Source organism: Neiella marina (genome assembly GCF_002165625.1).
Taxonomy (GTDB): domain Bacteria; phylum Pseudomonadota; class Gammaproteobacteria; order Enterobacterales; family Neiellaceae; genus Neiella; species Neiella marina.
Genome location: NZ_NGNS01000005.1, coordinates 16,873 through 35,156, shown reverse-complemented (window position 1 = coordinate 35,156; position 18,284 = coordinate 16,873). Strand labels below are relative to the sequence as shown.

The following is an 18,284-nucleotide window of genomic DNA, read 5'->3' as shown; positions in this document are numbered from 1 at the left end:
TAGGTTTTGAGCGCTAAATTGTTTCAGATCAGTTGATAAATGTGAAGGATTTGAAGATGTTCAAGCCGTCAGAATCGTTACAATTCTGACGGCTTGAACGAACCACTATTGGCGAGAGCAATTACTGGAAAGGCTATTGGCGGCATAAGTTTCAGCATCAACTTGTGGCCCACCAGCTGCAGTAGCAGGCAATTGTTGAAGTGTTGAAATGACCATATAGTCGGCCATCTGCTGAAGCTGAGCATATAACTCCGGTTGTTGCTTGAGTACTAGTTCCTGTTTTGCTTCACTATCGTACGTGCAATGTGCCGAGTGCAATCCTGTGACCTCACAGTAGCGGTGTTCAGCAAATTCATAATAATGGCCATTATCAATAAACTCTGCATCTCGCCATTGCTGCATGTAATGTTGCCTTACTTGAACCATCGATGAAGCAATGGGCGTTTGTCGATAAACTGATAATGACACAATCTGACCACTGCCCTTCATATATGCAATGCCAACTTGCTTCATTGGTGCTTGCTTGTAATAACCTGACATGGCTTGCTGTAGAGGGTTGTCATACGTCGAGTTGGCGTCAAACTCAAAATGGCAGACCACCAACTGATCGCTCTGAGCCAATTGGGCAATCTGCTGGTCATTAATTACCGCCTGTTGGTATTGATCCATCGATGCTGGAACGATGTCGATGGTTTCATCTAATTGCTCACTGACTCGAGAAGCAAGCAGCTCATCTAAAGCCACGGTCTGATAAACATTTTGCTCGTAACACCCTGCCATCTTGGTCGCAGGCAGTTGATGGTTGACAGCAAACGTTTGCTGGATGGTGTTGCCAACTTCGACACCGTCAATGCCACTGGCAACGGAGTTAAAAGAAATCAAAACGATAGGAAGGGTTTGGCTGATTCTCATGGTGGGGCCTCCTGTTCCGTTTGTTTGGTGTCAACACAAACAGCCACCGAATGAAATGGCCAACGAGCGTTCAAGTCACTCGCTAGGCTGTAAACGACCAATCAAAGTCGTTCAAAAATTATACACCAACAGCAACCAAATTTGACCCAGATCAAGTAATTTATTTTTCGAACTAAGTTTAAAACGGCATATTTTAGTGCTTATCGGTGAGCACAATGAAAATGCCACACACATGGCATTTCCGCTTTAAAAACAGAACATTGGCGAATCAAAAATTCACACCATGGAGACCAGCAAGAGCTGATTAAAGCAGGAAAGAGCTGTTTAAACTCTAGTTCCAGGTTCAATCAATGGCGGAAGCTTGAAAAACTGCTCAAAGCTATGTTGAGCAGTCAAAACAAGATTATTGTGGGGAAGCAGTATCAGGCTCGACCTTGGTTAGCGCTTTAGCAATTTTCGGCGTCAAGGCTTTTTGTGCCATCGGCGACGGCTCTTGGCTGTTGTCTCGAGTCAGTCGCACAACCACACGTCGGTTCTTATGGCGACCAATAGGGCTTTTGTTTGAAGCCACATGACGACGTTCACCATAGCCAGCAGTAATCAGCAAGTCATCTTTGACACCTTGCTCAATCATAAAATCTTTCACCGCGGCAGCTCTTTTCTTGGACAACTCAAAGTTCAACCAACGGCCGCCATAGCTATCCGAGAAAGCATCGATTTCTACCCGGACAATCGCATCATCATGACGCAGATAGTCAACAACTTTGCGCAACCTTTTTAACGATTCAAGCTCTAACTCATCGCTATTCAGCTTGTAGTTCAACACACTAATGGCGACATCATCGTAGCCATAGGGCAATAATCCGCCAACGCAATCAACAAACTCATTGAGCGAACGGCGGAAATTGGCAGAGTTGAGTGCAACTTCAATATCACCCAAGCGACTATAGCCGTCTTGATAAAACAAAGTAGGGTTATTGCCCTGCTCTAATTCGGTTAAGATTTGCCAAGATAATTGTTCACCAACCATGGTGTTGAAACCATCATAAACCTGAACATTAGCCATTAAACTGGCTTCCATACCGGGCTTATAGCTCGGCGGTACCGACATTAATCTGGCGTTGCCGCTGAGTTGCGGACGGCGCAACATTTCTAGCGTCATGTGCAATGCATGACCGCTGCCTGCCTTGTCGGTAAACACTGCCGTACCATAGCTCGGAATACCATGTTCTAGTTGACACACCAAAGGAGAACTTTGGGTCAGTACCCAGTCAGAATGGCCAATTGGCGCTGCATACTGCCGCACTGTCGCCTCACCGAATGGGCTCACGACAGACAGTATCCCTATGGTCATTGCAGTTGTCAGCACTGGATGTTTCATGATGGCTTCGCGTCTTCTTATGGTTGCCTGCATCTATAATCGGCGGCGTTCCAGATTACTTGAGTCATTTTTACGTTAGATTCACCATTAAACAAGATTTTCTGGAATAATAGCGCTCGTTTTTCAACGTTCGAGTACAGAAATGACAGAAACAGTAGATCCAAAACTAGCGTTAGCTTCACGATTCAGAGGTTACTACCCAGTAGTCGTCGATATCGAAACCGCTGGTTTTAATCCTTTGACTGACGCCGTTTTGGAAGTCGCCGCAACGGCGATCACTATCGACGAGGAAGGTCTACTGACTCCGGCTGCAACTTTTGCCTACAATGTGGCACCATTTGATGGTGCCAATTTAGAACCATCGTCCCTGGCCTTTACAGGTATCGATCCGCATTGTCCGGATCGACAAGCGGTTGATGAAAAGACCATGCTGAATCAATTGTCAAAGGCGCTCCGGCCACTACAAAAACAGCATGGTTGCCAGCGCTGTGTATTGGTTGCTCACAATGCCGCATTTGACAACAGTTTCCTCAATGCCGCCATTAATCGAACGCGCTTTAAGCGCAGTCCATTCCACCCATTCGTAACCTTTGACACGGCAACGCTCGGCGCCCTGGCATTAGGTCAGTCGGTACTAAAAGACTGTTGTGAACGTTTTGACATCGCCTTCGATCAGCAATCCGCACATAGCGCAGCTTACGATGCCGGCAAAACAGCCGAACTGTTTTGCAAAATCGTCAACCGCTACCAACAACTTGGTGGTTGGCCGCTGACTGAATCATTGACTGCCTAAGCTGGTGAAATAAAAAAGGCGGCAACTGCCGCCTCTCTCATTAATTATTTTACGCCGTGCGCTTGAAGCTCTCGCCCAACACGAAACAGGCACTGGATAAACTTAGAACGATTCATCGAGATTTACCTCCTTCATTTGTGATCAACATCTCAACGGCGCAAATAATAGTCAGTAAAAACAATGATGCAAAATGAATTGTTTTACTCTCAGCTCATTAATTAATCTAATCCAGTTATCGTTATGTTAATTAGCCGTTAGCGGCAACCGCAAGTAGCGCACGATCAGCATCTTGCCAATCGGTGGGATGACATTCAGGTTGATTACCCGAAGCTTTATGCTGTTGCCAAGGAGACAGCAAGGCTTGAATTTGATGCACGGGGTTACTTTCCTCGCTACCTGCCACCAATGGTTCTGGTTTTAGCGCATCCAGCAATCGTACATCCGTTAGGCCACCAGCATGAAAAGCATTAGTGAGGCTTGATTGATAACTCGGGTGATGTTGATCATAAAATGGCTGAGGATCTGCAAGTTGCAGTACTTGACGCAGATCTTCGGGTTGTTTGACGTCTGAAGGTAAACGACTGAACTGTGGTTGATCGCAAACATCGGCAGAAAGCATCGACAACAGCAAGCGAAAGGTTTCAGAGTTACCTGACGCTGCAGCGACATTGATCGACTGACCCAAGTCATACTCATTTGAAACTGGAGGCCTTTCAACCTGCGACAACACTTATATTTCCGCCTTCAGATACACTTTAAACAACACTTCAAGAAAGGTATCGGCGCAATTGTTTATTTCTTTAGTAAAAAGCTTCTAAGGTTGGCAAAAAAATCTCTGTTTTTTCCTTATCTGGGTATTTACATCACCATAATTCTTCGTATAATTCGCCGCCATGCTGTTAGCTTGGTCAAGCAGCAGACTCGCGCGCAATGTGCAACAGTGGAGGGGTTCCCGAGTGGCCAAAGGGATCAGACTGTAAATCTGACGGCTCCGCCTTCGAAGGTTCGAATCCTTCCCCCTCCACCACTTTTTGCTCTGTCCGTTCAAGACACTTTCTTTTCTCCTGCTTGTGTTACACTCGAAGCAAACCCACGTTTTAAAGTCGTTGGATGAAGTCAAACATCGATTTCAAGCGCACCAAAATTCTGATTGTTGATGACCAAAGAGCCTTTCAAGTGACCTTAAAAGGCATGCTGGTCAATTTGGGCATTAAAGATATCCACTTCGTTGAATCCTCTGAAGCCGCCATCCGAGCTTGCCGTTCAACCAAGTTTGATATTGTACTTGCCGATTACAATCTAGGGCCGGGGCGCAATGGACAGCAACTGCTTGAAATCCTGCGAGAACAAAAGTATCTATCCCCCGCGGCGGTATTTTTTATTATTTCTGGTGAAAGCACCCGGGGGATTGTTCTCGGAGCGCTGGAGCGTGAACCAGACGACTATCTGGTCAAACCGTTTTCCCTGAAACAATTAGCTAATCGCTTAGAGCGTGCATATTCCAAGCACCTGGAACTAGGTCCGGTTTACAACGCGGTCTATGGCGATGATCTGCCGCAAGCAATTGCCGAATGTGAAAAGCTGTTGGCGGAAAACAGTCGTTACAGCGGCCTATGTAAGAAAATGCTCGCTGAATTTCATCGTCGGACAGGCAATCCTCAGCATTCGGAAAAAATTCTCAGAGAAACGCTTGAGCAACGTGATTTGATTTGGGCGCGTGTCAGCTTGGGCCACACGCTGAATGACTGCAGCCGTCACGAAGAGGCAATTACTACTGTCGCTCCAATACTAAAAAGCAGTCCGCTGACGGTTGAGGCTCATGATTGTATTGCCGAGGCATACATTGGCTTGGGAGATGAAGCACGCGCTTTAGAAATGCTTAAAAAGGCAGCTGAACTGTCGCCTTTTCGGCCAGAGCGGCAAGAGAAACTTGCTCAGTTAGCGCTTAGTAACGAAGAGTATTTGCTTGCCAATGACGCTTTCCGCCAAGTCTATGATCAGAGCCGCCGAGCGATAGAGCGTAATACTGAGCACCTTTGTAATTATGTTCGCAGTACCGTGGAGGCGTCGCTCAATAGCGACGACGAACGAGCATCGGGACGACTGGAAAGTGAAGCATTCAGCACGTTAATGCGGGCACGCCAAGATTCTCAATTTAATGGCTTTGATTTTCAAAACTATGAGGATCTGATTAACGCCGCCAAATTTGCTCGCAAAGGTGATTTATTAAAGGCCAAAAAGCTTTATTACAAGGCCACCGAACGCTACGACGAAAGCTCTCATGAGAGCCAATTACCAACCGATTTCATTACTGAAAGCCTAGCGACAGTGAGCATGATTGGCGAGCTGGAAGAGGCTCAAAAAGTGCTAGCTAAAGCCGAGCAGCTCGACTCCAGTAATCCCTTTTTGAAAGCCACTATCGCTCATCAACAAGATGAGACAACCGGATTGCAGAGTCGCCACGATACGTTTCAGCAGCACAGTAAAGCGGGTATGACAGCCTACGATCAAGATGACTTTAAAACTGCAATTGAGGAGTTCGAGCAAGCATTGCAAATTGCTCCAACCAATACCGGTGCTGCGCTCAATTTAATTCAAACCCTACTCAAACGTTTGTCCGAGTCTAAAAAAATGAGTCCTGGACAACTTCGAAGATGTGAGGAGCTGTTCAAATCGGTTGATGGCGTCCGCCTCCCTGCCCAGCACAGAAGTCGTAAAAATGAGCTTTGGGGGCAATTTCAGCAATTAAAACGGCAATAACGACAAAGTTGCGGGATCTTTGATTGAATGTGAACTGGCGACCCAGTTACACTAGCGAACGTTTCAAAAGACAATTTAAAATAACGACAAATTAAGGACACACAATGCGCTGTTTGCTTCCGCTCTCAATTATCTGCGCGGCTTTGCTCGCTGGTTGCTCGACAACCGATAGCTGTGAAAATATTGAAGACATTAATGCTCAACGACGTGAATGCGACGAGCTATCTAAGCGTATTCGCCAAACCGAATCAGTTGTTGTTCGTTCCAACTTACAAGAAATATACGAAAAGCAATGTGTCAATATTCGATTCTACCGCGATGGTTTTGATGACAAGCAAGTGTGCTCTGCTAATCGCGACAGTAAAGCTGAGACCGAATAAATCCCTCACAAGTAATGTAATGAAAAGCCGCTCCCTTAGGTGCGGCTTTTTTGTTGATAAAAGTTGCTCATCAGGCTGATTTTCCTTGCTGACGATCGGCTATCTCTTTGACATATTCTTCGACTGACAAGTGCCGCTGAAAGTAGGAGAACTCCATATCCTTAGCAATTGCCTGGTCATCGGTATCGACATCGATATGATGCTCTTTTAATTGCAGTTTGACTTGAGTTTTCCAACTAAAGAAGTTCGTATATAACACGTTAAACCTCCTCCCTATTCCTAAAGCGAATGAAAATGTAGGTACTTGTTTGGTTGCAGGGCGTTTGCGACAATCAGCGCTTATGACACCCGGTAACCGAAGATTCTATGACCGACTTTAAAATCGTTTCTTTTAATATTAATGGCCTCCGCGCTCGCCTTCACCAACTGCAAGCGCTGATTGACAAACACAGTCCCGACGTTATCGGACTGCAAGAAATCAAAGTGCATGACGATGCGTTTCCGCTCGAAGCAGTTGAAGCCATGGGCTATCACGTTGCTTTTCACGGCCAAAAAGCCCACTACGGCGTTGCGATGCTAACCAAAGCTGAGCCATTGAGCGTTGAGAAAGGCTTTCCAACCGATCCAGACGACGCACAACGGCGAATGATCACGGTGACGGTGCCGCTCCCCAATGGTAATACGATAAAAGTGATGAACGGATACTACCCGCAAGGCGAAAATCGCGATCATCCGGTTAAATTTCCTTACAAACGCCAGTTTTACCAAGATTTGCAAACGTACTTGGAGCAACACTGCACTCCAGAGCAAGACTTAGTGCTCATTGGCGACATGAACATTTCTCCAACCGATTCCGACATCGGTATTGGAGAGAATAATGCTAAACGCTGGCTCAAAACAGGCAAATGTAGTTTCTTGCCAGAGGAGCGCGAATGGCTAGCCACTTTACAAGGCTTTGGCCTCACAGATTCGTTTCGGGCACTGCATCCCGATGAAAATGAACGATTCAGCTGGTTTGATTATCGCTCCCGTGGCTTTGATGACAACCGGGGACTGCGAATCGATTTACTACTGACCAGCGCCTCAATGCAAGCACGCTGCGTTGAAAGTGACGTTGATTACGAACTCAGAGGCATCGACAAACCATCAGATCATGCGCCGGTCTGGAGTACGTTTCGTTTTTAGTTGAGAGTCAAAATAACAAACAGGGCTCCGAAGAGCCCTGTTCTGAATCATTGAAAAGTGATTTTTTTTATAGTAACGCTGGAATCGCGTACTTAGGTTCCAACATACCAACAGCAAGCATTGCTGCCAAACAAATCAACAGTACTGAACCTGGAATCACTAAACGGTCGAGCTTAGATAGTTTCTTCGGACGCTCTTTATCACCAATCCAACCGTTATTGTCCAACAGCATAGTCAATGCCCACGCCAGAACTGGGTTGGTTACTGCAGCAGCAAACACGCAGATACCTGCGGCTTGTGCATCTTTTTCATTGCGGATCATTTGCATACCCGCTTCCAACAGCGGCAAGAACACACCAACCAACAGCGCAACGCGCATTACTGGCGGCCACACAGCAACGTCCATTGGGAAGCCGAGCACAGCAACAATCATGGTCAGTAAACCAAGCAAAATCGCACCAGCAGGAATCGGGCGCTTGGCGATAGCTGCAGGGATCATGTATGTACCCCAAGACGAGGTGATGTTACCACCACCAACGGCGGTACCAACCATTTGACGGAACGAGCAAGCCGTCATGGTGTCATCAACATCCATCAATACGCGCTCAGAGTTTTTCGGGTAGTTTAACTCTTGGAAAATACGGTGACCGAGGAAGTCAGGTGACCACATGGCGACGGCCAACAAAGCAAATGGCAGTGATGCGATGAAGTGTGAAACCGTCGGCAAGCCCAGCATCCAGCCTTGCTCAGTGCTGCCCCACCAATACATTGGATTCAAATTTGGCAGACCCATTTCGGTTTCAAAGCGCAAATCGAAACCGGCACCAAATGCCAAGGCAATCAGTAGACCAGTAATGGCACAAGCGGGGATGGCTAACCAGCGTTTACCCAAACGCGCCAGCACGGCATACAAAATCACAGTGACACCGAGCACAACTAAGCCCACATATCCCATCTCGCCTGCGGCAACACCGGCTTCAGCACTCTCAAGACCAACAGCCCAATCTTGAATGTTGCCAATCATGCTCATGGCACCAGTGAACCCTAGGAACACCAACAAACCGCCGGCGACCCCTTCACTGGTGAGATTGACGAGTTTCGAGCCACCTTTAAAGTAACTCAGCAGCAAACCAAAGATACCGAGCAAAATAGCCAGCGCTAACGGGTGTGCACCGGCCAAAGCAATAGCGCCAATCAGTGGAATCATTGGCCCGTGGTTACCGGCCAAGTTCGCTCTGGGGTTGAATACCCCCGATGCCAACACACAGAACAGTAATGCAGGGATCAACATTTCGACACGGGCAACTTCAATTGCGAAATCTTTGCCTAACTGAATATGTTCCCACTTGGCCGACAAGCCATCAGCCCAAGCCATCATCACCGCTGAATACATGGCGATAATGCCGATCGTACCGGCAATTGCAGGAACTAAGTCTTCCCACTCAAAGCGGAAATCGCGGAAGGGTAAGTTAATCCCCCAACGCTTTGGCTGCATGATTTGCAATTCATGATCGAGATAGTCAGAGCGACTTTCAAATTCACTAGCAGGCTTGTGCAGCTCCTGGTAGCTTTTGTTTTCTTGCTGTTCCATAAGGTTTCGCTTGTTGTTGCTCGAATGAGTAGTAAAGCAGTCGGGCGGTGCCAAACTACTTTGACGGCTAAATAATTCTTTACAATGAATGACGTGTAATCAGTCTAACTAAGATCTGATTTTTTGCTCGCATCAGCGAAATACCCTCACCCTGTTTTGGTGGCCCGGCGAGCAATATTGAGGTGCTGAAAGCGTCAAACGCGCACACCATATGGACAATGGAAATTAATTTCATTGATGAAAATCAATTACAACCAACAACCAAGCCATTTACAGATTTCACTAACACTCAAATTGTTACATAAAAACAATAGATTACAAAACAATAAAAGCAATTTACTGGTTACTATGCTGACTTAAAACTGAAAATCAGCCGCTGTAAATCCGACGTAAACTAGTTGTTAAACTTATGTTACACCTGAAAGAATGACGAAATTTAATTACATCAAGCCAAATATTTGCTGCTGAAATGCTTATATAGCCGCGATCTTTTCATGGTTTTTAAGTTGACAGAAAATTATGTAATTTTTTTACAAGAAGTATTGAAATCTGATCCAGATCAATCATTCTCAAGGCACATTTCGATACCTTGATGCCACACAAAAGGCACAGTGCCACCAATATCAGCAAATAACTGATATTTAATATGTTTTTAACCAAATAGACCAATAATTATAGCTGGTTAAGTTGGAAGTAAAACCAATATAGCTGGAAATCATAAAACCATCCTTCAGATGGGCTGCTAGAATTATCATCACTTTCAGCAGTAACAGTTCTGATTGAAGCTGAATAAGGTGGCGTGTCGAAAGGCGGTCGTAATCCGCCCGCTATCAGGTATTCGTGTCGTATGCTGCAATCGCATCTGCGACTGACATATTTCAAATCACAAGGTAAATAGTAATGGCTGATCAAACCGAAACATTTGCCAGCGCTTGGGAAGGTTTTCAACCTGGCGACTGGAAAAATGAAGTAAATGTTCGCGATTTTATCCAAAAAAACTACAGCCCATATGAAGGCGACGAAAGCTTCCTAGCTGGCGCAACTGAAGCCACGACTCAGTTGTGGGACAAGGTTATGGAAGGCATCAAGCAAGAGAACTCGACTCATGCGCCTGTTGACTTCGATACCGATCTGCCTTCAACCATCACTTCTCACGATGCTGGCTACATTAATAAAGATTTAGAAACTATCGTTGGTCTGCAGACTGATGCGCCTTTGAAGCGTGGCATCATCTGTAACGGTGGTATCCGCATGGTTGAGCAAAGCTGTGCCGTTTATGGCAAAGAACTCGACCCAATGGTCAACAAAGTATTCTCTGAGTACCGTAAGACTCACAACCAAGGCGTATTTGACGTTTACACTGGCGACATTCGTAACTGTCGTAAGTCTGGCGTTATTACTGGCCTGCCTGATGCTTACGGCCGTGGCCGTATCATTGGTGACTACCGTCGCGTTGCGCTTTACGGTATCGACTTCCTGATGAAAGACAAAGTACGTCAGCACAAGTCACTCGAAGATGCGATGTACAATGCACCAGACGCAGCCGCTCTTGAGCGTGCAATTCGTCTACGTGAAGAAATTTCTGAGCAACACCGTGCACTCGGCCAAATGAAGCAAATGGCGGCTAGCTACGGTTTTGATATCAGTGCGCCAGCAACATCAGCGCAAGAAGCGATTCAGTGGACTTACTTCGGCTACCTAGCTGCGGTTAAAAGCCAAAACGGCGCCGCTATGTCTTTGGGCCGTACTTCTACATTCCTTGATGTGTACATCGAGCGTGATATTGCTGCTGGCAAGATCACTGAAGCTCAAGCGCAGGAAATGATCGACCACTTCGTCATGAAGTTGCGTATGGTTCGCTTCCTACGTACTCCAGAATACGATGAGTTGTTCTCTGGTGACCCAATCTGGGCAACCGAGTCTTTGGCCGGTATGGGCTTAGACGGTCGTACCTTGGTATCTCGTACCAGCTTCCGTTTCATGAACACCCTGTACACCATGGGCCCAAGCCCAGAGCCAAACATGACCATTCTTTGGTCAGAGAACTTGCCAGATAACTTCAAGCGTTTCTGTGCCAAAGTATCTATCGATACCAGCTCTGTGCAGTACGAGAACGACGACCTAATGCGTGATGACTTCGAGTCTGACGATTATGGTATCGCTTGTTGTGTGAGCCCAATGGTTATTGGTAAGCACATGCAGTTCTTCGGCGCTCGAGCCAACTTGGCGAAAACACTGCTTTACGCAATCAACGGCGGTGTTGATGAGAAACTGAAAATCCAAGTGGGCCCAGTTTCTGACAAAGTGACTGATGAGTACTTGAACTACGATGACGTTGTTGCTCGTTTGGACACCTTCATGGATTGGCTGGCAAAGCAATACGTTGCTGCCTTGAACTGCATCCACTTCATGCACGACAAGTACTCGTACGAAGCTGCGTTGATGGCACTGCACGACCGCGACGTACGCCGCACCATGGCTTGTGGTATTGCCGGTCTGTCGATCACTGCTGACTCACTGTCTGCGATTAAATACGCCAAAGTGAAGCCAGTTCGTGACGAAGACGGCATTGCTGTTGACTTCGAAATCGAAGGCGACTTCCCTAAATATGGTAACAACGATGATCGTGTAGACAGCATTGCTTGTGAGCTGGTTGAAAGCTTCATGAAGAAGATTCAGAAACTTTCTACCTATCGCGATGCGGTTCCAACTCAGTCAGTTCTAACCATCACCTCTAACGTGGTTTATGGTAAGAAAACTGGTACCACACCAGATGGTCGTGAAGCAGGTGCGCCATTTGCGCCAGGTGCAAACCCAATGCACGGTCGTGACGAAAAAGGTGCTGTAGCGTCGTTGACGTCAGTTGCGAAACTGCCATTTGCATATGCTAAAGATGGTATTTCTTACACCTTCTCTATCGTGCCTAACGCACTGGGTAAAGAAGAAGAAATTCGTAAGAAAAACTTGGCCGGTTTGATGGATGGTTACTTCCACCACACGCCAGCGATTGAAGGTGGTCAGCACCTCAACGTGAACGTCATGAACCGTGAAATGCTGCTCGATGCGATGGAAAACCCAGACAAGTATCCGCAGTTGACCATTCGTGTTTCTGGTTACGCGGTGCGTTTCAACTCGCTGACTAAAGAGCAGCAGAACGACGTAATCTCTCGTACGTTTACAACATCGTTCTAATGCATCTGAGCTAAAGCTCAGCTACACTAGGCCTTGCAATCTGCAAGGCCTTTTTTTTCCTTACAAGAAATCAAAATTATATGAGCATTACCGGACGCGTTCATTCCGTCGAAACCTGCGGCACAGTTGATGGCCCGGGTATTCGCTACATCGTTTTTATGCAGGGCTGCCTAATGCGCTGCAAATATTGCCACAACCGCGACACTTGGGATGTCGATGGCGGCAATGAAAAAACCGTCGAAGACCTGATGAGCGACATGCTCAGCTATCGACACTTCATTGAAGCTTCTGGCGGTGGTATTACAGCCTCTGGTGGCGAAGCAACGCTTCAGGCTGAATTTGTCACTGAATTGTTTAAAGCTTGCCAGGCCGAAGGCATTCATACTTGCCTTGATACCAATGGCTTTGTTCGCCACCACAGCGAAAAAATTGAGCACCTGCTGGATGTCAGTGATTTGGTGATGCTTGATATCAAGCAGATGGACGACGCTAAACACATCGATTTGACCAAAGTGAGTAACCGCCACAGCAAAGAGTTTGCCTTACGTCTGCAAGAACGTAATCAACCAACTTGGGTGCGTTACGTCGTTGTCGGCGGCTACACCGACGATGAAGCATCGGCACATGAATTAGCTAAATTTCTGCAGCCAATGAAAAACATCGAGCGAGTCGAATTACTGCCCTATCATGAGCTGGGTAAGCACAAGTGGGAAGCCATGGGCGAGAAATATGAGCTGAATGAGGTTCATCCACCGAGCAAGGAAACCATGGAGACCATTCAAGCGATCTTCAAATCCTACGACCTACCCGTAATCTACTAATGATTTGGAGCTTGGTTGGCGCAATCGGTTGGGGCATATTGCTCGGGTTGCTCCAGCCAAAGCAATGTTGGCGACGCTTAGTGACGTCGCCTTTTTCATCCAAAGCCTTTGCCGTCAGCTTGGCATTACTTGCTGTGTTATGGCAGCTCGACATAGAACTCATTAAAGGCTTATCGCTGCACTTTCTGCTGGTGACGTCAGTGTCACTGATATTGGGGTTTCGCTTGTCATGCTGGGCAACGAGCGGTGCCTTATTGTTGCTCGCGACAGTTGGCTTAATTGAATGGTCGGTACTACCGCGAATGTGGCTGGTGCAAATTCTGCCAGCCATTGCATTGAGCTATGGCCTGTTGCTAGTAAGCCGTAAATACTTGCCACGCCATTTATTCGTCTTTATTTTCGTCAATAGTTTCCTTGCTGCGGCATTGGCGATTACCTTGAGTATCTTATTGCAAGCTGGTTGGCTGGGACTGACGGAGCAATTTGAGCCGCAACAAATCGATCATTACCTAATCACCATGCTGCCGCTGATGTTATTCCCTGAGGCGTTACTCAATGGCATGCTCATCACGCTACTGGTGGTATACAAGCCGAGTTATGTATATACCTTCAACGATTGGGATTATTTACGACACTGAACCTTAACGGTCAGACTGGATAAATTGCTCGAGCTTTTCAAATGCGTGTTTGAGAGTCACTGCTAAGTCATAAAACTTTGGTGTGCTAGCCACTTTCGGAACTTGCTGACAGCCTTGCTCGGCCATTGATTGGTGTAGGTCTCGATACCAACTACGGAGTCCAGGTGGTAATGGTGCTTGCGAGCGTTTTCCGAGCCAAAACAATCCTTGCAGCGGTAAGCTCAACATCAATAACGCGGAGGCAATGGCGGATGGCACCATCTCAGGCAACCCCAGACCAATGGGCAACGACACGGTCAATACCGCAAACAAAGGGATCCAAACCTGTGCTTTGCGAGTCAGGTCAATAATTCGGTTCTCCGGCATCAGTACAGCCAACTCCGCGCGCATTGGCCATGCCCGCATATAGTCCTGTCCATCAACAAATACTTGCGTAAATTTCATGCCATCACCATTTACCCGTCTACCCTTCATAAATAGCGTTCAGTTCGAGCGATTTCAAGGTTGGTTTACGAGTTTTCCATGAGTTGAGATCTTCGACACTCGAAGAAAATGAAAGTTTCCAACAAAAATTGATATAGATTAAGTCTTAAACATGGAAAAATCGGTAAAAAAATTACAAAATTACAACCTGATCCTCTAAATGACTTCTTTCGGGTAAAAGAGGCCAGTTTTGGCTACTCTTTACACAACTTTTAGCGGCATCTTCTATTACCTCCTACATTGTACAAAAGGATACGTTTCGCCATGCAAAGCAAGCTCGTTCTGGTTCTTAACTGCGGCAGCTCTTCCCTAAAATTCGCCCTGATTGACTCACAAAATGGTGATGAGCACTTAAGCGGCTTAGCTGAATGCTTGAGTCTTCTTGAAGCCCGCATTATTTGGAAACTGAATGGTGAAAAAATTCAGGAAGATTTAGGTGCAGGTGCCGCTCACCGCGAAGCGCTCGAGCGCTTGGTAAAACTGATTCAAGACGAAGGCTTCAATGATCAGATTGTTGCTGTCGGTCACCGTGTTGTTCACGGAGGTGAAAACTTCACCGCTTCAGCTTTGATTACGCCAGAGGTTGTTAAAGGCATTGAAGATTGTGCCACTCTGGCACCACTGCACAACCCGGCCCACTTAATTGGTATTCGCGCAGCGCAAGCGGCTTTCCCGTCGTTACCACAAACTGCGGTATTCGACACAGCGTTCCACCAAACGATGCCAGAAAATGCCTACCTTTATGCTTTGCCATACAAGCTATATAAGCAGCACGGTGTTCGTCGCTACGGTATGCATGGTACTAGTCACTTATACGTGAGCCGAAAAGCTGCTGAAATGCTGGGCCAAGACGTTGCCGAAACCAACGTTATCGTTGCTCACCTAGGTAACGGCTCTTCAATCTGTGCGGTTAAAGATGGCAAGTCGGTTGACACCTCTATGGGGATGACTCCACTGGAAGGTGTGGTGATGGGGACTCGTTCTGGCGATTTCGATCCCGCAATCATCTTCCACTTGGTCGACAAATTGGGTTATTCACTTGATGAAGTGAACACTATGGTTCATAAGCAAAGTGGCCTATTAGGTTTAAGCGAACAATCAAGTGACTGCCGCTTCATCGAAGAAGGTATGGAACAAGGTAAGCCTGAATCAATCCGAGCTCATAGCGTCATGTGTTACCGCTTAGCGAAGCAAATTGCCGCTTATGCTGCGGCCCTGCCACGCATTGATGCGATCGTATTTACCGGCGGCATCGGCGAGAATTCAGCCAATACCCGCAAGGAAGTCATTGAACGCTTGAGTGTATTCGGTTTGAAACTGGATGAACAAGGTAACCTTGACGCTCGTTTCGGTAACGAGGGCTGCATTACTACCGCAGACAGTAATTTTAAAGCTTTGGTTATTCCAACCAATGAAGAGTGGATTATCGCTCAGGACAGCGCTCGTTTGGCTGGCGTTTAAACAAGAAGAACAATATTTAGAGGTATATAACCGTGCAACGTACCATTATGCTGATCCCAATCGGCGAAGGCGTTGGTCTAACCACCATCAGCCTTGGTTTGCTACACGCATTCCAGCGTTTGGGTTTATCCAGCTCATTTTTCAAGCCTGTAGGCCAGCCTCGTCCTGGTTATGAAGGGCCTGAGTTATCGACCCGTATCGTATCCAATGCGACCGGCATTCCGGTCATCGACTCCATTCCTTTGGAAATGGCTGAAGGTTTGGTCAGTGGTGACAAAAAAGACATCCTGCTCGAAGACATTGTTGAACGCTACCAACGCGATTGTTCTGAAGGTGAAGTGGTTATCGTCGAAGGCCTAGTGCCGACTCGCCGCCACACCTATGCAACACGCCTGAACTTTGAAATAGCAACAGCGCTGAACGCTGATATCGTCTTTGTCACTATTCCTGGTGGTGACAAAGCGAAAGACTTGAAAGAGCGCGTAGAGATCACTTACAACAACCTCGGCGGCAGTAAAAACAAACGCTTGCTGGGTGTTATTGTCAACAAAGTTGGCGCGCCAGTTGATGAGTTGGGCCGTAACCGCCCTGACCTATCAGAAATGTTCGATGAGCACGAAGCGACACTGTCGGCAAACATCGACAAAATCAAATCAGCGTTCAGTCGCTCCAAAGTACCGCTATTAGGTTGTATTCCATGGAACTTTGATCTGATCGCGCCGCGTGTCTCTGATTTGGCTGAACACCTCGATGCCAAGTACTTGAACAAAGGCCATGCAGACACTCGTCGCCTGCGCAGCGTGACTTTCTGTGCTCGCAGTATTCCCAATATGGTTGAGCACTTTAAACCCGGCTCTTTGTTAGTCAGCTCAGCAGACCGCTACGATGTCGTCGTTGCAGCATGTTTGGCTGCAATGAACGGCGTAGAAATCGGCGCGTTGCTCCTAACCGGCGGATATGAAACAAATCCATACGTCATGGATTTGTGTAAGCAAGCATTCGACAGCGGCTTGCCAGTGATGATGATCAACACTAACACTTGGCAAACATCGTTGAGTTTGCAGAACTTCAACCTTGAGTTGCCAATTGACGATGCCCAACGTCTGCACTTAGTTCAAGAACACGCAGCACAGTACATTCACAATAACTGGCTGATGGAGTTAATGGACGGCGTAGAGGGCTCTCGTAAACTATCGCCACCAGCGTTCCGTTATGAGTTGACCGAACTTGCTCGTCGCGCCAACAAACGCATTGTATTGCCTGAAGGTGATGAGCCGCGCACCATCCGTGCCGCCGCTATCTGTGCAGAGCGAGGCATTGCTCGCCCGGTACTGTTGGGTAGCCCTGCTGAAATCAATCGCGTTGCGGAACAACAGGGTGTGGTGTTACCACCAAGTGTTGAAATTCTCGATCCAATGGCGGTTTTGGAAAGCTACGTGGCCCCTATGGTCGAGTTGCGTAAGCACAAAGGCTTGGAAGAAGTGGTTGCTCGTGAACACTTAGAAGACACCGTCGTTCTAGGCACCATGATGTTGCAAATGGGCGACGTCGATGGTCTGGTTTCTGGCGCAGTGAATACGACGGCCAATACCATTCGTCCTGCCTTGCAATTGATTAAAACGGCGCCAAGTTCGTCGTTGGTGTCATCAATCTTCTTCATGTTGCTGCCGGATCAAGTATTGGTTTATGGCGACTGTGCGATTAACCCGGATCCAAATGCTGAACAACTGGCGGAAATTGCCATCCAGTCAGCGGAATCGGCGATTGCCTTTGGTATTGATCCGAAAGTAGCAATGATCAGCTACTCAACCGGTACTAGTGGCTCAGGCTCCGACGTCGATAAAGTGCGCGAAGCAACGCGAATTGCACAAGAGCGTCGTCCAGACCTAATTATCGATGGTCCGCTGCAGTATGATGCCGCCGTCATGGAAAATGTCGCCGCAAGTAAAGCGCCAAATAGCCCGGTAGCAGGTAAAGCAACCGTATTCATTTTCCCTGATTTGAATACCGGCAACACCACCTACAAAGCAGTACAACGTTCAGCCGACCTCATCAGTATTGGTCCAATGCTGCAAGGTCTTAACAAGCCGGTAAATGACCTGTCGCGCGGCGCACTGGTTGAAGACATTGTCTACACCATCGCTTTGACAGCAATTCAGTCGACTCAAATGGAAGCCAGTGCCAAAGCCTAAGCTTGGTTGGCTTGAACTCAAGTTGCCACCTGTGTTGCAGGTGGCCATTGCTGCCGGCCTCATTGTTTTGAGTCCGGCATCGACTCTTTCTTTCCCCCATTGGCCACTGTGGTCAACGCTGGCGATAACTGGCGCCATTCTAGGTTTTACCATCGCTGTCAGTGGCGTTTGGCAGTTTCGTCATCACCAAACAACGGTAAATCCTTTGCTACCAGAACAAGCTTCTCAACTGGTCACCTCTGGAATCTACCGATACTCGCGCAACCCCATGTACCTAGGTATGTTGATCGCCTTGCTTGGCTGGTCCGCGTGGTGGTTGCAACCGCTTGGAGTTATCATCAGTGGTCTGTTTGTGCTGTACATGACCCGCTTCCAAATTGTTCCGGAAGAACGAGCCTTGCGAGCCCAGTTTGGCTCTCAATTCAGTTCATACACTCAGCAAACGCGACGCTGGCTATAATTCCAGTATCCGCCGGTTGCAATTAAACGTTCATT

At 47.3% G+C, this 18,284-nt stretch carries 16 protein-coding genes and 1 tRNA gene; 11 read left to right on the top strand and 6 right to left on the bottom strand.

What is annotated here, in order from left to right:
* Positions 1–105 precede the first annotated feature (105 nt).
* Both CBE68_RS06075 and CBE68_RS06070 read right to left on the bottom strand, forming a co-directional pair.
* On the bottom strand, positions 106–912 hold the full coding sequence (locus CBE68_RS06075; protein WP_087505184.1) for a hypothetical protein: 807 nt from the start codon (positions 910–912) through the stop codon (positions 106–108).
* Between the two features lie 403 nt (positions 913–1,315).
* The gene (locus tag CBE68_RS06070; RefSeq protein ID WP_158100509.1) at positions 1,316–2,293 is read right to left on the bottom strand and encodes a flagellar protein MotY; all 978 of its coding nucleotides are present in this window, start codon (positions 2,291–2,293) and stop codon (positions 1,316–1,318) included.
* 142 nt (positions 2,294–2,435) lie between these two features.
* Here CBE68_RS06070 and rnt point away from each other — a divergent pair, with 142 nt between their 5' ends.
* On the top strand, positions 2,436–3,086 hold the full coding sequence (gene rnt / locus CBE68_RS06065) for a ribonuclease T (protein WP_087505182.1): 651 nt from the start codon (positions 2,436–2,438) through the stop codon (positions 3,084–3,086).
* Positions 3,087–3,333: 247 nt separating this feature from the next.
* Here the strand turns inward: rnt and CBE68_RS06060 are convergent, their stop codons facing one another.
* A complete protein-coding gene (locus tag CBE68_RS06060; protein ID WP_087505181.1) occupies positions 3,334–3,816 on the bottom strand; it encodes a VC2046/SO_2500 family protein in 483 nt (160 codons plus the stop codon).
* Positions 3,817–4,028: 212 nt separating this feature from the next.
* Between CBE68_RS06060 and CBE68_RS06055 the strand changes: the two genes are divergently transcribed.
* The 3 genes from CBE68_RS06055 to CBE68_RS06045 all read left to right on the top strand — a co-directional run bounded on the left by CBE68_RS06055 (position 4,029) and on the right by CBE68_RS06045 (position 6,226).
* A tRNA-Tyr gene (locus CBE68_RS06055) sits at positions 4,029–4,113 on the top strand.
* Positions 4,114–4,196: 83 nt separating this feature from the next.
* The gene (locus CBE68_RS06050) at positions 4,197–5,846 is read left to right on the top strand and encodes a tetratricopeptide repeat-containing response regulator (protein WP_087505180.1); all 1,650 of its coding nucleotides are present in this window, start codon (positions 4,197–4,199) and stop codon (positions 5,844–5,846) included.
* A gap of 104 nt (positions 5,847–5,950) precedes the next feature.
* A complete protein-coding gene (locus CBE68_RS06045) occupies positions 5,951–6,226 on the top strand; it encodes a hypothetical protein (protein ID WP_087505179.1) in 276 nt (91 codons plus the stop codon).
* Between the two features lie 70 nt (positions 6,227–6,296).
* On the opposite strand, the gene CBE68_RS06040 is transcribed toward CBE68_RS06045, so the two are convergent.
* Positions 6,297–6,485: a hypothetical protein gene (locus CBE68_RS06040; protein WP_087505178.1), complete on the bottom strand. Its 189-nt coding sequence runs from the start codon at positions 6,483–6,485 to the stop codon at positions 6,297–6,299.
* Between the two features lie 107 nt (positions 6,486–6,592).
* Here CBE68_RS06040 and xthA point away from each other — a divergent pair, with 107 nt between their 5' ends.
* Positions 6,593–7,411, top strand: a complete 819-nt coding sequence (gene xthA / locus CBE68_RS06035; protein WP_087505177.1) for an exodeoxyribonuclease III — start codon at positions 6,593–6,595, stop codon at positions 7,409–7,411.
* Positions 7,412–7,478: 67 nt separating this feature from the next.
* Here the strand turns inward: xthA and CBE68_RS06030 are convergent, their stop codons facing one another.
* Entirely contained in the window at positions 7,479–9,002 is a 1,524-nt protein-coding gene (locus tag CBE68_RS06030; RefSeq protein WP_087505176.1) for a DUF3360 family protein, read from the bottom strand.
* 900 nt (positions 9,003–9,902) lie between these two features.
* On the opposite strand from CBE68_RS06030, the gene pflB reads away from it, so the two are divergent.
* From pflB to CBE68_RS06015, 3 genes are all read left to right on the top strand, one after another.
* Complete coding sequence (gene pflB, locus CBE68_RS06025) at positions 9,903–12,194, top strand: formate C-acetyltransferase (RefSeq protein ID WP_087505175.1); 2,292 nt, start codon at positions 9,903–9,905, stop codon at positions 12,192–12,194.
* Positions 12,195–12,274: 80 nt separating this feature from the next.
* Positions 12,275–13,015: a pyruvate formate lyase 1-activating protein gene (gene pflA, locus CBE68_RS06020; protein WP_087505174.1), complete on the top strand. Its 741-nt coding sequence runs from the start codon at positions 12,275–12,277 to the stop codon at positions 13,013–13,015.
* A complete protein-coding gene (locus CBE68_RS06015) occupies positions 13,015–13,653 on the top strand; it encodes an energy-coupling factor ABC transporter permease (protein ID WP_087505173.1) in 639 nt (212 codons plus the stop codon). The genes pflA and CBE68_RS06015 overlap by 1 nt, the downstream gene beginning before the upstream one ends.
* A 3-nt stretch (positions 13,654–13,656) precedes the next feature.
* On the opposite strand, the gene yfbV is transcribed toward CBE68_RS06015, so the two are convergent.
* Positions 13,657–14,097: a terminus macrodomain insulation protein YfbV gene (yfbV, locus tag CBE68_RS06010; protein WP_158100507.1), complete on the bottom strand. Its 441-nt coding sequence runs from the start codon at positions 14,095–14,097 to the stop codon at positions 13,657–13,659.
* 303 nt (positions 14,098–14,400) lie between these two features.
* On the opposite strand from yfbV, the gene CBE68_RS06005 reads away from it, so the two are divergent.
* From CBE68_RS06005 to CBE68_RS05995, 3 genes are read left to right on the top strand one after another with little or no spacing between them, the layout of a single operon-like run.
* Positions 14,401–15,597 (top strand): acetate kinase, encoded by a 1,197-nt coding sequence (locus CBE68_RS06005; RefSeq protein ID WP_087505171.1) that lies wholly within the window; start codon positions 14,401–14,403, stop codon positions 15,595–15,597.
* Positions 15,598–15,644: 47 nt separating this feature from the next.
* Complete coding sequence (gene pta, locus CBE68_RS06000) at positions 15,645–17,789, top strand: phosphate acetyltransferase (protein WP_229744682.1); 2,145 nt, start codon at positions 15,645–15,647, stop codon at positions 17,787–17,789.
* Complete coding sequence (locus tag CBE68_RS05995; RefSeq protein ID WP_087505169.1) at positions 17,776–18,249, top strand: methyltransferase family protein; 474 nt, start codon at positions 17,776–17,778, stop codon at positions 18,247–18,249. The genes pta and CBE68_RS05995 overlap by 14 nt, the downstream gene beginning before the upstream one ends.
* Positions 18,250–18,284 lie beyond the last annotated feature (35 nt).

What these genes read in the sequence shown, in the direction of transcription:
- CBE68_RS06075 (WP_087505184.1), bottom strand. Translation starts at nt 912, where the DNA reads ATGAGAATCAGCCAAACCCTTCCTATCGTTTTGATTTCTTTTAACTCC.
- yfbV (WP_158100507.1), bottom strand. Translation starts at nt 14,097, where the DNA reads ATGAAATTTACGCAAGTATTTGTTGATGGACAGGACTATATGCGGGCA.
- CBE68_RS06015 (WP_087505173.1), top strand. Translation starts at nt 13,015, where the DNA reads ATGATTTGGAGCTTGGTTGGCGCAATCGGTTGGGGCATATTGCTCGGG.
- pflA (WP_087505174.1), top strand. Translation starts at nt 12,275, where the DNA reads ATGAGCATTACCGGACGCGTTCATTCCGTCGAAACCTGCGGCACAGTT.
- pta (WP_229744682.1), top strand. Translation starts at nt 15,645, where the DNA reads ATGCTGATCCCAATCGGCGAAGGCGTTGGTCTAACCACCATCAGCCTT.
- xthA (WP_087505177.1), top strand. Translation starts at nt 6,593, where the DNA reads ATGACCGACTTTAAAATCGTTTCTTTTAATATTAATGGCCTCCGCGCT.
- CBE68_RS06005 (WP_087505171.1), top strand. Translation starts at nt 14,401, where the DNA reads ATGCAAAGCAAGCTCGTTCTGGTTCTTAACTGCGGCAGCTCTTCCCTA.
- CBE68_RS06070 (WP_158100509.1), bottom strand. Translation starts at nt 2,293, where the DNA reads ATGAAACATCCAGTGCTGACAACTGCAATGACCATAGGGATACTGTCT.
- CBE68_RS06050 (WP_087505180.1), top strand. Translation starts at nt 4,197, where the DNA reads ATGAAGTCAAACATCGATTTCAAGCGCACCAAAATTCTGATTGTTGAT.
- pflB (WP_087505175.1), top strand. Translation starts at nt 9,903, where the DNA reads ATGGCTGATCAAACCGAAACATTTGCCAGCGCTTGGGAAGGTTTTCAA.
- rnt (WP_087505182.1), top strand. Translation starts at nt 2,436, where the DNA reads ATGACAGAAACAGTAGATCCAAAACTAGCGTTAGCTTCACGATTCAGA.
- CBE68_RS06030 (WP_087505176.1), bottom strand. Translation starts at nt 9,002, where the DNA reads ATGGAACAGCAAGAAAACAAAAGCTACCAGGAGCTGCACAAGCCTGCT.
- CBE68_RS06045 (WP_087505179.1), top strand. Translation starts at nt 5,951, where the DNA reads ATGCGCTGTTTGCTTCCGCTCTCAATTATCTGCGCGGCTTTGCTCGCT.